This is a genomic window from Pseudomonas baltica (assembly GCF_031880315.1).
GTDB lineage: Bacteria > Pseudomonadota > Gammaproteobacteria > Pseudomonadales > Pseudomonadaceae > Aquipseudomonas.
This window is the reverse complement of record NZ_CP134771.1, coordinates 5,260,513-5,272,500: the sequence shown is the minus strand read 5'-3', so window position 1 is coordinate 5,272,500 and position 11,988 is coordinate 5,260,513. Positions and strand designations below refer to the sequence as shown.

12 protein-coding genes and 1 pseudogene (1 of these 13 only partly in view) are annotated in these 11,988 nt (G+C 63.7%); 5 read left to right on the top strand and 8 right to left on the bottom strand.

The features are described 5' to 3' along the window. On the top strand, positions 1 to 1,134 hold the 3' portion of the coding sequence (locus REH34_RS23970) for a sensor domain-containing diguanylate cyclase (RefSeq protein WP_311969393.1). 468 nt of this gene lie to the left of the window's left edge; the window shows 1,134 of its 1,602 coding nt (coding positions 469-1,602); its start codon lies off the left edge, out of view; the stop codon is at positions 1,132 to 1,134. Continuing rightward, positions 1,131 to 2,567 (top strand): MFS transporter, encoded by a 1,437-nt coding sequence (locus REH34_RS23965; RefSeq protein ID WP_311969392.1) that lies wholly within the window; start codon positions 1,131 to 1,133, stop codon positions 2,565 to 2,567. Before REH34_RS23970 ends, REH34_RS23965 begins: the two co-directional genes overlap by 4 nt. Before the next feature lie 60 nt (positions 2,568 to 2,627). Here the strand turns inward: REH34_RS23965 and REH34_RS23960 are convergent. Beyond that, positions 2,628 to 3,144, bottom strand: a pseudogene (locus tag REH34_RS23960) (transporter); the annotation flags it as partial. 21 nt (positions 3,145 to 3,165) lie between these two features. Between REH34_RS23960 and REH34_RS23955 the strand changes: the two are divergent. Next, complete coding sequence (locus REH34_RS23955; RefSeq protein ID WP_311969391.1) at positions 3,166 to 4,386, top strand: MFS transporter; 1,221 nt, start codon at positions 3,166 to 3,168, stop codon at positions 4,384 to 4,386. A 9-nt stretch (positions 4,387 to 4,395) separates the two neighbouring features. Here the strand turns inward: REH34_RS23955 and REH34_RS23950 are convergent, their stop codons facing one another. Next, the gene (locus REH34_RS23950; protein WP_311969390.1) at positions 4,396 to 5,739 is read right to left on the bottom strand and encodes a J domain-containing protein; all 1,344 of its coding nucleotides are present in this window, start codon (positions 5,737 to 5,739) and stop codon (positions 4,396 to 4,398) included. Between the two features lie 245 nt (positions 5,740 to 5,984). Between REH34_RS23950 and REH34_RS23945 the strand changes: the two genes are divergently transcribed. Beyond that, positions 5,985 to 6,836: a LysR family transcriptional regulator gene (locus REH34_RS23945; RefSeq protein WP_311969388.1), complete on the top strand. Its 852-nt coding sequence runs from the start codon at positions 5,985 to 5,987 to the stop codon at positions 6,834 to 6,836. Between the two features lie 90 nt (positions 6,837 to 6,926). On the opposite strand, the gene REH34_RS23940 is transcribed toward REH34_RS23945, so the two are convergent. Then, positions 6,927 to 7,484 (bottom strand): DUF4865 family protein, encoded by a 558-nt coding sequence (locus REH34_RS23940; protein ID WP_226503648.1) that lies wholly within the window; start codon positions 7,482 to 7,484, stop codon positions 6,927 to 6,929. Positions 7,485 to 7,697: 213 nt separating this feature from the next. Between REH34_RS23940 and REH34_RS23935 the strand changes: the two genes are divergently transcribed. Beyond that, positions 7,698 to 7,946, top strand: a complete 249-nt coding sequence (locus tag REH34_RS23935; protein ID WP_311969387.1) for a CsbD family protein — start codon at positions 7,698 to 7,700, stop codon at positions 7,944 to 7,946. Between the two features lie 18 nt (positions 7,947 to 7,964). Here the strand turns inward: REH34_RS23935 and phnP are convergent, their stop codons facing one another. The 5 genes from phnP to phnK are packed head-to-tail and all read right to left on the bottom strand — an operon-like array spanning position 7,965 to position 11,979. Further along, on the bottom strand, positions 7,965 to 8,714 hold the full coding sequence (phnP, locus tag REH34_RS23930; protein WP_311969386.1) for a phosphonate metabolism protein PhnP: 750 nt from the start codon (positions 8,712 to 8,714) through the stop codon (positions 7,965 to 7,967). Then, a complete protein-coding gene (phnN, locus tag REH34_RS23925; RefSeq protein WP_311969385.1) occupies positions 8,705 to 9,289 on the bottom strand; it encodes a phosphonate metabolism protein/1,5-bisphosphokinase (PRPP-forming) PhnN in 585 nt (194 codons plus the stop codon). Before phnN ends, phnP begins: the two co-directional genes overlap by 10 nt. After that, the gene (locus tag REH34_RS23920; protein ID WP_311969384.1) at positions 9,289 to 10,446 is read right to left on the bottom strand and encodes an alpha-D-ribose 1-methylphosphonate 5-triphosphate diphosphatase; all 1,158 of its coding nucleotides are present in this window, start codon (positions 10,444 to 10,446) and stop codon (positions 9,289 to 9,291) included. The genes phnN and REH34_RS23920 overlap by 1 nt, the downstream gene beginning before the upstream one ends. Then, a complete protein-coding gene (phnL, locus tag REH34_RS23915) occupies positions 10,440 to 11,156 on the bottom strand; it encodes a phosphonate C-P lyase system protein PhnL (RefSeq protein WP_311969383.1) in 717 nt (238 codons plus the stop codon). Before phnL ends, REH34_RS23920 begins: the two co-directional genes overlap by 7 nt. A 22-nt stretch (positions 11,157 to 11,178) precedes the next feature. Beyond that, positions 11,179 to 11,979 (bottom strand): phosphonate C-P lyase system protein PhnK, encoded by an 801-nt coding sequence (phnK, locus tag REH34_RS23910; protein ID WP_311969382.1) that lies wholly within the window; start codon positions 11,977 to 11,979, stop codon positions 11,179 to 11,181. Between the last annotated feature and the right edge of the window lie 9 nt (positions 11,980 to 11,988).

Below are 11,988 nucleotides of genomic sequence, written 5' to 3'. Positions count from 1 at the left end.
CACCGCACCCACACCGACCGCAACGTGCGCATCGGCGAAGTGGTCAACAGCCGCTCTACCGGCGAACCGATCATTCCGGTATCCCGGCGGCTCAACAATCCCGACGGCTCGTTCGCCGGAGTCCTGCTGGGCACTCTGCGCGTCAGCTATTTCGTCGACTACTACGGCGACTTCAAGATCGACGACAAAGGCGCGCTGGTGCTGGCCCTGCGTGATGGTCGAATCCTGGTCCGGCGCCCCTTCAGCCCGGCAGTCACCACGCAGACCTTGGCTGACAGCGTGATTTTCAAGCGCTACCTGCCAACTTCCAACGAGGGCGTGGCCGAGGTCAAGGCCGTCGTCGACGGCACCTATCGCCTGTATGGCTACCGCGCCCTGAGCAGTTATCCGCTGGTGGTCGAGGCTGGTCTGTCGCGCGAATCCTTCGTCGGCCCATGGCGTCGCGACCTGATCAAGACCGGCCTGTACTTGCTGTTGCTGGTAGGGTTTCTGACCGGCTTCGGTTTTATCGTGCTCGGCCAGCTGCGCCAGCGCATAGAAATGGAAAACGAACTGCGCCAGGCGCACCGCACCGTGCAGGAAATGGCCCTGACCGACAGCCTCACCGGGCTCGGCAATCGCCGCAAGCTCGACATGGTGCTGGCACTGGAGATCCGTCGCGCCAAACGCCAAGGCTATCCATTGGCCTTGATCATGCTCGATGTCGACTACTTCAAGCGCTTCAATGACAAATACGGACACTCGGCCGGCGATGACTGCCTGCGCCGGGTAGCCGACACCCTCAGGAAAACCCTCAAGCGCCCGGCCGACCTGGCGGTTCGCTACGGAGGCGAAGAATTCACCGTGCTGCTGCCCGATACCAGCGAGGTCGGCGCCGGCCTGATCGCTCAGGAAATCGTCGAGGCCGTCCGCGCGCTGGCCATCGAGCACAGCGAACACCCCTTGGGGATTGTGACCATCAGTGGCGGGATCGCCAGTTGCGCCCCCGCGACGGGTGACGTCACCCCGGACGAACTCATCAAGGCCGCCGATGGTTTCCTCTACAGCGCGAAAAACAATGGCAGGAACCGCTGGGAGTCCGTCGATACAAGCAGTAGGGTTGGTGTCTCGCGTCAAGGAGCCCAGCCGCAGTGACCGAATTATTCGCAGATCGCCCTGAAGACGATGGCCTGCCCGGTGCCGAACGGCGTCTGGCGATGATCGCAATCATGACCGCTACGGCCATGGCCGTGCTGGATGGCACCATCGTCAACGTCGCCTTGCCATCGATCGCCCGCGCCTTGGATGTTTCTGCCGCCGCAACCATCTGGGTGGCCAACGGCTATTTACTGGCCGCCGCCATGACGCTGATGAGCTTTGCGGCATTGGCGAACCGGGTGGGATTTCGCGCCTTGTTCGTGGGTGGCGTCACGGTCTTTACTCTGGCATCCCTGGGCTGCGCGCTGTCGACGTCGCTAGACATGCTGATTGCCATGCGGGTGTTGCAAGGCATTGGCGGTGCGGCGACCTTGAGCATTGGCCCGGCCATCTACCGCACCGTTTTCCCGACGCGCCTGCTGGGGCGCATCCTTGGTTTCAACGCACTGCTGGTGGCCGCGAGCACCGCGATCGGGCCCACGCTGGGCGGCACCCTGCTCTCGGTGCTCGGCTGGCAATGGTTGTTCGCGATCAACATTCCCTTGGGCGTCATCGGCGTGACACTGGGGCTGCGCGCGATCCCACAGACGCCCACGCAGACCCGCGAAGGTTTCGACATCACCGGCGCCGGGCTGTCCGCCCTCACCATGGGCGCGGTGATCCTCGCTGCCGATGCCTGCGCGCAACTGGGCAGCACGCTGCAGGCGGCCGGGACCGTCGGCCTCTATGCAGTGATCGCCCTGGCTGCCGGGGGCGCATTCATCTGGCGCCAGCAACGTGCGCGAATGCCACTGCTGCCCCTGGATATCTTTCACTCCTCAAGGTTTTCGCTGGCCGCGCTGACCTCCCTGGCCGCCTTCGTCAGCCAAGGCATTACCATCATCGCCCTGCCCTTCCTGTTCCAGAACGCCTACGGGTATAGCGTGTTCGCCTCGGCGCTGCTGTTCACCGCCTGGCCCATAGGCATTGTCCTGGCCGCCCCGCAAGCGGGTCGCCTGGCCGACCGTTACCCACCAGCACTGCTGTCCACTGCCGGCCTGGGTCTGTTCACGGCCGGGCTGGCGTCGCTGGCACTCTTGCCTGAGCATGCCAGCGCGGTCGATATCTGTTGGCGCGAATTGCTCTGCGGCATCGGCTTCGGATTCTTCCAGAGCCCGAACAATCGCGAGATGCTGGCGAACGTGTCCCGTGAGCGCAGCGGCAGCGCATCCGGTGTACTGGCCATCGTTCGCACGTTCGGGCAATGCCTGGGTGCAGCTGTGGTAGGGGTCATCCTGGCGGTGTATGCCGCCCACGCGCCAGGCAGCGAACATGGGCTGATGAGTCCCGAGCAGGATGCGCAAGCGATGCGCCTGGCGATCGGCGTGGCTGCACTGGCGGCGGCCATAGCGGGGGGTGCAAGCATCGGGCGGATTCGCAAAGACGGATGACGAGCCCGCAGAGATCGTCGATTTGCAAAACGCAAAGCCGATATCCGCTGCTCCCCGCTAAATGCTGAAGCGTTCGGTGATCGCGTACTGAGTCGTGAAGTTGGCGTGCAGCGCCTGCCCGGCCTGGGTGTCGGAGACCGCGCCGAAGCTGCGCTGTGGATCATGGTTGGTAGCGTTCCACAAATACATGAAGCGCCCGCTGGCAGACCACTTCGCCGACGCCGTTGCGCGAACTCAATGCGGCGTTGTGCAGGCCATCATCCACGTCGGCATGGACCAGTGAGGTTACCAGCGCCGTAGCCCCAAGGGTCATGTCGTTGCTCATCGCTTCGGGCACATAAATGATCTGCGTCGTGGGCGCGAACACTTCGAGTTGCTGTTTGGGCAGGTTGAGCTTGTCGCCATTGGCGTCATTGAAGCGATTGGCCCTGGAGTAAGTCAGGTACTGTTCCACGTACCACCCCGGAGCTCCGGGCACGGGAGAGCCATCGTAGAAACGGGTGGACCCGAGGTTCAGCAGTATCGCTTTCCCTTTGGCCCATACCGAACGTCGCGTACCATGCCCGCCTGACCCGATACCTGATGGAACCCTCCCAGGATGCCTTCCGAGCACTCATCTGCCTCCAGCACGCACAGCGACAAGATCGCCCGCGGTACAGCAGCCTTCCGCGCAATAGCGATCTGCATGACCCTGGCGGGGTTGTCGACATTTGCTCTGATGAATTGCGTCCAGCCGCTGATGCCGCTGTTCACCCATGCCTTTTCGATCAGCCCGGCACAAGCGAGCCTGTCGCTGTCGATCAACATCGGCGTGCTGGCGTTGCTGATGCCCTTTGCCAGCGTGGTCTCCGAGCGCCTGGGTCGAAAGCCGGTCATGGTGGCGTCGCTGATTACCTCCGGGGTGATCTGCATCGCCTCGGCCACCGCCGACTCGTGGAACACCTTCCTGTTCTACCGGGCGCTGCAAGGCGCGGCCTTCAGCGGCGTACCCGCCATCGCCATGGCCTATATCGCTGAAGAGATCGCCTCCTCGGATTCAGGCTATGCCGCCGGGGTGTATGTCAGCGGCGCAGCGTTCGGCGGGATGGCCGGCCGGGTACTGGCGGGTTTCGTCGCGGACACCTGGGGCTGGCAGGCCAGCCTGGTCGCCATCGGCGTACTGGGGGTCACTTCGGCGTTGCTGTTCAGCTATCTGCTGCCGCGCTCCCGGCACTTCGTGGTGCAGCATTCGGACTGGAAGCTGCTGCTGGGCAACTACCGGCTGCACCTGCGCAATCGGGCGCTGCAGCGCGCCTACATCACCGGCTTCCTGATGATGGGCAGCCTGGTGATGGTCTACAACTTTCTCGGCTTTCGCCTCACCGAGGCTCCGTTCGACCTCAGCCAGACCGTCACCGGTTCGTTGTTCCTGACCTACCTGGCGGGCATTTATGCGTCCACCTATGCGGGCAAGCTCGCCGACCGCCATGGCCCCAAACGCGTCACCATCGGTTCACTGGCGCTGTGCGCCGGGGGCGCGCTGTTGATGATCCCGCCCTATCTGCCCCTGGTCGTCGTCGGCCTGGTGCTGTTCACCGTGGGGTACTTCGCGACTCACGCCGTCGCCAATGGCTCGGTGTCCCGGCAGGCGAGCACGGGCAAATCCCAGGCCTCGACGCTGTACTTCATTTCTTTCTACGTCGGCGGCGCGGTGCTGGGCTGGGCCGGCGGAGTGGCCTGGGCGCATTTCGCCTGGCTGGGTGTGACAGCGCTGTTGATAACGGTCATTGCCTTGACGTTCGTGCTGGGCCTGGGCAGTCAGGCCCAGCATAACGGGTGACCGGCAGGCTCAGAATTCGTCCTCGGCAAGATCATGGATCGCCATGTTGCCATTCCTGGCTCTTTGCAACGTCAGGGTCATGACGCTGTAGCGAATCCCCCGGGCATCCGCCGTTTCGGAGAGTGTCAGCCCATCGGATCGAGAACGGGTACCGGTCTTCAGGTCCTGATATCTCACATCGTAACGGCCCGCCTCGATGCTCTTTATGGTGAATTTGCCGTTGGCCGGAATGAAGATCTGCCGCGCCGGGCGAGCGATATTGCCGGACAGCGACACCAGTTTGACGAACACATCCGAGTCGTTCTGGCCGTTGTCGATGGTGATCTCCGAATGCCCGCCCGCTCGGGTTTGTGGCTCGCCGTTGAGATAACCCGCCACCATCGGCCATGGCTTGCCATTGGGCGCCGTCCTGGGTCGGACGAAAACCGGCGGCGGTGGCATTTGCCGAGCGACGCTGGCCGAAGGCGCCGTGATCGCTCCCGCCGCCAACGCTTGTGACGAGTACGGCATAGGCCCTTTGGGGAAGGTTCGCTCGTACAGCGGCGCATTGACGATCGCCAGGGTGATTGCCGCCGCTACCAGCCCCATCGCGCCAGCGTGAAAGGCGAAAAAGCGGTTGAGCTTCCATGAGTTTTTCAAGCGAACGGCGTTCGGGCGCTCCTGAGCAACGAAACTCTTGAGACGCCTATCCAGGTCGTCACGCTCGATAACCAGCGCCGCCTGGCGAGAGGTCGGTCTGATCTTGCGGCAAAACTTCAGGCCATCTTCAGCGATGGCGAAGGCGATGTCATGCCGACCCAAGGCATGGAAGCAGTAGGCCTGATAAGCCAGCAAACGGGCGTTCTCAAGCGGCGGATGGGTGCCGCCGAACATATTGTCCAACAGCGCCTGGACGGAGTAGACGGGCCCCCACGGCAAACCCCACCAGCCGAGCAACCAGGTAGTGGCCGAAGCTTTCAGCGCCTTCTTCTGGGCGCACTCACTGCAAAACACCCCGCTGATCGGTTTGCGTATCGTCACCAGCAAAAAGCTTCTGACCGATCGATACACCGCCACCCGTGGCTGCGCCGAGACTTTGCCGCACGCGGAGCATTTGATCGGCTCCGGCGGTGGTTGCGCCGGGGCCGTCGGGGCCGCTGCAGGGGTGTCGTACTTTGCTCGAGCCGCTGAATCGGACAGCGCCTCGAAGGCCTCGTTGAGCGCCTGAAATTGCTCGGTGGTGTCCCTGCCAGGATTACGGTCCGGGTGCAGGACCATCGCTCTGCGCCGGTAAGCAGCCTTGATCTGCTCGTCACTGGCCTCGTGGTGCAACTCCAGGACTGCGTAATAGCCCAGAGGGTCGCGCGTGCTCATAAAACTTCCTTGTGACACCGCCAATGGCGGGACTAACTGATTGAGGGGTATCTCCATAGGTATCTGTAGACGGTGCCGATAACTTTAATCACAGAGTTGAAACAATTGATATCCAAGGGCCAGCTCGCTGCTCCGGTTACTCGCGCCACACGCTCGGCCGCGACGGCCATCCGCATCCTTTATTCGATCATTGCGATTTCATCTGCTAAAACCAATCAATCATTCGAATTGAAAATGGCCCGATCATGAAAGCACTGGACGTGGAAGCAGTTGAGGCCTTTGTCATGGTCGCCGATTTCAAGAGTTTCACGCGCGCGGCCGAAGCGCTGGACACCACCCAATCGGCTATCAGCCTGAAGATCAAACGGCTCGAGGCCGGCCTTGGCCAGCGCCTGCTCGAACGTACACCCAGGCGGGTGCGGCTGTCGGTGCAAGGCGGGGCGTTTCTCGGCGCCGCGCGGCACCTGCTGGCGGCGCATCAGCAGGCGATGGGGTCGTTCGGTGCGCCCGCCCAGCGGCTCAAGGTCGGCATCAGCCACCATCTGGTCGGTGCCGAGCTGCCCCTTTTGCTCAGGCAATTGAAAGACACGCAGCCGCTGACGGTGTTCGAGATCCATGTCAGCACTTCGCGCGATGCCCTGCAGCAGTTCGACGATCGGCAACTGGACGCCGCCGTGGTCTTGCAGCATGACAACCGCCGCCAGGATGGCGAGGTGATCCTCTGCGAGCGCTTCGGCTGGATGACCAGCCGCGACTTCAGCTTCGCCCCCGGACAACCGCTGCCACTGGCGACCCAGGCGCCGCCCTGCGGTGTGCGCAGTATGGCGATCGAGGCATTGGATCGCGCGGGTGTGGCGTGGCAGGAGGCGTTCGTCGGTGCAGGCAACGCGACGGTTGGCGCGGCCGTGTTGGCCGGGCTCGCAGTGGCCGCCCTGCCCTTGCGCATCGCCCCGGCAGGCACCCTGGACGTGACGCGCACATTAGGTTTGCCGCCGCTGCCGGCAAGGGATGCGGTGCTCTATGCCAACAGTTCCGACGTCCAGTTGCGCCAGGCGCTGCGCAGCCTCACCGCGGCGCTCAAAGCCAGCGCGCAATAACTGCCGCCACCAGGGTCAACGCGGCGACGCCCGCCGCGCCAGCCAGCACCTCGGCCAAATGCAGCCACACCCAGTCGCGGTAGCGCGCCCTCAGCCCAGCGCTGCCAGGCCGGGCGCAGCGAGATGCAGCACGTGGTAAACCTGCTGGGCAGCGCGTGTATCCGGCTCGGCCGCCGACAGGGTGAAGCGCACCCGGCGCCAGCCGTGCAGGTCGAGCACGGTCCATACCGCGACGGTGTCGGGCTGCGCGGCGATGGCGTGATTGCGCTCCAGGTCGCCTGCAGGATCGGCAGGGTCGACCGCCACGTTCTGTTCATCGCGGTACAGCGTCAGCGCCTGTCGAGCCGGGCCACGCAGCGCCTGGACTGGCAACCAGGTCTCGATGGGCGGGCGGCCGAACGAACGGATGACACTGTCGAAGCGCTCGCTGGCGATGAATTGCACAGCCGCCGCCGGGTCGGCCCAGAGGTACACAGACCCATACACATTGCCGGTCGCACCGTGGCGACCGGCCTGCTGCAAGACGAAGGCCTTGAACAGCAAACCTGGGGTGGTATCCCACAACGGGCCCCGCTCGGCAGCGCGTTGGCGGATGATCTGCAGATCGTAGTCGGCAGGCAGGCGATGGCTATATTGCATGGCGAACATGGCGGCGTGCTCCTGGTTGGGTTCAGGGACAGGTTGAGCGTTGGGGAGTGGCCGGAACAGATGTCGGGGGTGATAGCTGTGATGGGGTTTGGAAATGATTGAGCAGTGCGATGGCCACGAATGGAACTAACCCCTCGCCCAACCGCCCTAATCCTGTGACGCAAGCTTTCGTCTTGCACTTCATTCCATGATCAGACCCGATAGGCCCTAACCATGAAAAACGAACAGATCGAAGGCATTGCAGAGAAAGTCGCCGGCAAGGCTCAAGGTGCGGTAGGCAAGCTGTTTGGCGATTCGAAGCTTGAGGCCGAGGGTGCGGGTCACGAAGTATCCGGGCAACTGACCAAGACCTACGGTGATGCGCTGGACAGCGTGTCGACCTTCGTCAAGGAAAAACCGGTTGCAGCCTTGGCTATCAGCGCCGCAGTAGCCTTGGTGATCGGCCGTTTGCTGCGTCGCTGATTCAGCCCAAGTGTCGGCCTACAGCACCATCCCATCCCGGGCGATAGTGACGTGGGCTGGCAGCTCCCGAGGCTCGTGCAGCAACCACGCATCCAGCGTGTGCCCGACATGGGTCAACACGGCCTGACGTGGTTGCAACGCTGCAATGATCTGCAACGCCAGATTGAGGTCATTGTGGTTTCGCGGCGCCTGCGCCTGGGGCGGCATCGAGCAATCGAGAACCAGTAAATCCAACGTGCTCCTGCGCAATAAATCCGTGGTCTCCTCAGGCAGACCGACGGTGTCCGTCAGGTAAGCAATACAGCGCCCACCCCCCTCCAGCAAATAGCCCAGCGTTGGCCTGGAATGCACCAGCGGCAATGCGGTAACGCGCAAATCGCCGAACTGACGTGTCTCAAACGCCGAAAACGGCTGGCTGAAATCCAGAATCCCCGGATGTTTGTACAAATCCGCCAGGCCCTCGGAATCCACCGGCCCGTGCACGGGGATCACCAGCCCTTGGCCCCAGCGCAGATGCAGCAAGCCCTGGGCATGATCGGCGTGATAGTGGGTCTGCAGAATGCCGCTCAGGCTGCGCGGCGCAAAGCGTTCAGTGAGATCGGTCAGGCCGCTGTCGATCAGCCAGCGTTGATCCCCACACTCCACCCATGCACAGCATGGCAACCGCCGCCAACGCCCATCATCGCGCGCCGCCCGACAAGCCTGGCACTGGCAGCCATACACCGGTACCTGCCGGGCATCGCCGGTGCCGAGCAACGTCAGGCGCATATGCCCTCGCGATCGATATGGTGAAGCAAACGCGCGACGGTCCCGGTCAACACCCTGGAATTATCCAGCATCACCACCCCCGGATCTGCGCCGAGCAACTGCGAGGTGAACTGCGCATTACGCGCCAGCCGCGCATCGATCTCGTCCACTGATTCACGGCCTCGCGCCAGCAAGCGTTGACGCAATACCGACTGTTCCACGCTGAGCAGCACCACCCGCAGGTCGGGATAGCGCCCGCGGGCCAGCGACAGATGCCCACGCGAGCCATTGACCAGCACGTCCTGGCCGCTGGCCAACCAGTCATCCATGGCGATGGGGATACCGTAATGCAGGCCATTGGCGAACCAGCTGAGGGCGAACGCGCCTTGCGCCTGCATCTGCAAAAACCGCTCGACGTCGACCGCTTGCGCGGCCTCGCCGGCCTCGCCGGCCTCGCCGGCCGCTTCAGCCGAACGGGTGATGACCCGCCGCGCGATCCGACAGCCGCGCTCGGCCAGTGCCTCCCGCGCCGCATCGAGCAGGCTGTCCTTGCCCGAACCGGACGGCCCGATGAGATAGATCAACCTGCCTGCCATCAGAACACCCTCTTCGCTTGCCGCCAGACCTGTTGCACCACTGGCAGCGTGCCGTGGGCCCGAGCGTGGATCAGATCGGCGCGCTGACCGACGCGGATTTCGCCGCGATCATTGAGCCCCGCAGCCTTGGCCGGGGCGCCGCTGACCGTCGCCACCGCCCGCGCCAAACCTGCGCCCTGGCCATCGTCTTCGAGTTGCGCCGCCAGGGTGAACGCCGCCTGCAACAGGCTCGCCGGATAATAGTCGCTCGACAGAATATCCAGCAGCCCTTCCCGGGCCAGACTGGCCGCCGCGATGTTGCCTGAATGCGAGCCGCCGCGCACGATATTCGGCGCGCCCATCAACACGCTCATGCCCAAACGTCGACAGCCCTGTGCGGCCTCCAGCGTGGTCGGGAACTCGGCGATGGACATGCCATACCCGGCCGATTCCTCGACATGCTCGAGCGTCGCATCATCATGACTGGCCACCGACAGCCCACGCGCCAGGCAGATGTCGACAATGGCTCGACGATAACGGTCGCTGTAGGTCTTGGAGTTGGCCACTTGCTCGACGATAAAGTCGTCCATCTGCTCGCCGCTCATGTGGTACTTGCCCATGTAGTACTCGCGGTATTTGGACTCCAACGCGAATTGACGTTGACCCGGCGAATGGTCCATCACCGACACCAACTGCACCAATGGCTGTTCCACCAGATCGCGAAACACGCTGAGGGTGTCCGGATGGCAGACTTCACAGCGCAGATGCAGACGATGCTCGGCGCGGGTCATGTCCGCCGCATTGGCCACGGCGATGGCCTCGACCATGCTCGGCAGTTGCTGCATGCGCTTGCCCTTCGGGTTGACGTCGCCGATGGACAGCGCGTCGAACACCGTGGTGATGCCGGCCGCGATGATCTGCGCGTCGTGGCTCATCACCGCCGACGCCGAAGGCCAGTCCACGCCAGGACGCGGGCTCAGGTGTTTTTCCAGGTTGTCGGTGTGCAATTCCACCAGTCCGGGCAGCAGATAATCGTTGTTGAGGTCCTGCGCACCGGGCAGGCGACTGCGGCGGGTGTCGACTTCACTGATCAGGCCATCACGCAGCACCACCGTGCCGTTGAACACCCGATCAGCGGTAACGATGCGCGCATTGGTGAGAATCTGTTCGTTCAGCATTCGAGCAACTCCTTGGCAGTCAACTGCGCCGGGGTCATGTCCAGATGCCGGTCGCCTACCGTTTCGCGGGCCTGGCGGTCGTGGAAAATACCGATCACCGCAGCGCCGGCGGCCTTGGCTTCATTGATCAGCGCCAGCACCACCTGGCGGTTGCCATCGTCCAGCGAGGCGGTGGGTTCATCGAGCAACATCAGCGGCCATGGCACCATGAAGCCCCGGGCGATATTGACGCGTTGTTGCTCGCCACCCGAAAAGGTCCCCGGCGCCAATTGCCACAAGCGCTGCGGGATATTCAGGCGTGCCAGCAGGTGCTCGGCACGGGCCATGGCATCGGCACGATGTACGCCGCGAGCCAGCGCCGGTTCCATGACCACATCCAAGGTCGAGACCCGTGGGATCACTCGCAAGAACTGGCTGACATAGCCCAGTGTCTGCTGCCGCACCGCCAGCACTTGCCGGGGCTCGGCGCCCACCAGTTCGAGCCATTGGCCTTGGTGCTGGATGCGAATGCTGCCGCCTGCGGGCAGATAGTTGCCGTACAGCGTGCGCAGCAGCGTGCTTTTGCCGGCGCCGGACTGCCCCTGCAACACCAGGCATTCGCCCTCGCGCACCGAGAAGTTCAGGCCGCGCAACACCCTGAGCACCACGCCGTTCTGCGGGTGCAAGGTGAAGGTTTTCGAGAGGTCACGGACCTCGATCAGCGTGTTCATGAAAGGCACTCCAATGAGCGGATCAGGGTTGCAGGACCGAGGCCACCAGCAGCTGCGAATAAGGGTGTTGCGGGTCGTCGAGGATCTGATCGGTCAGCCCGGTCTCGACGACGCGCGAGCGACGCATCACCATCAGCCGATCCGCCAGCAGCCGCGCCACGGCCAGGTCGTGAGTGACGATCACCACGGCCAGGTCCAGCTCGCGCACCAGGCCGCGCATCAGATCGAGCAGGCGCGCCTGCACCGACACATCCAGGCCACCCGTCGGCTCGTCCATGAACACCAGACGCGGCCCGGACACCAGGTTGCGCGCCACCTGCAAACGCTGTTGCATGCCGCCGGAAAAGCTCCGTGGCAGATCATCGATCCGCGCGGGGTCGATCTCGACCTGGTTCAGCCAATCCAGCCCCGCAGCACGCAGCGTTTGATAGTTGCGCACGCCTTGGGCCATCAGCCGCTCGCCGATGTTGGCGCCCGCCGAGACCGCCATGCGCAGGCCATCACGGGGGTTCTGCTCGACAAAACCCCATTCGGTGCGCAGCAAGGTGCGCCGCTCGGCCTCACTGGCGCTGTACAGATCCAGCCATTGGCCATCGCTGCGCCGGTAATCGATGACGCCGGCATCCGGCGGGCAGCGGCCACTGAGCAACGACAGCAAGGTCGACTTGCCGGAGCCCGACTCGCCGACGATGCCCAGCACCTCGCCCGGATACAGCTCGAACGTGACGTCCTGACAGCCCTGTTGCGGGCCATACAACTTGCCCAGACCGCGCACCTTGAGCAGGGGTTGCGCGCGATCGGTGGCGCGGTCGGTGGCTGTCATCTGATGTAT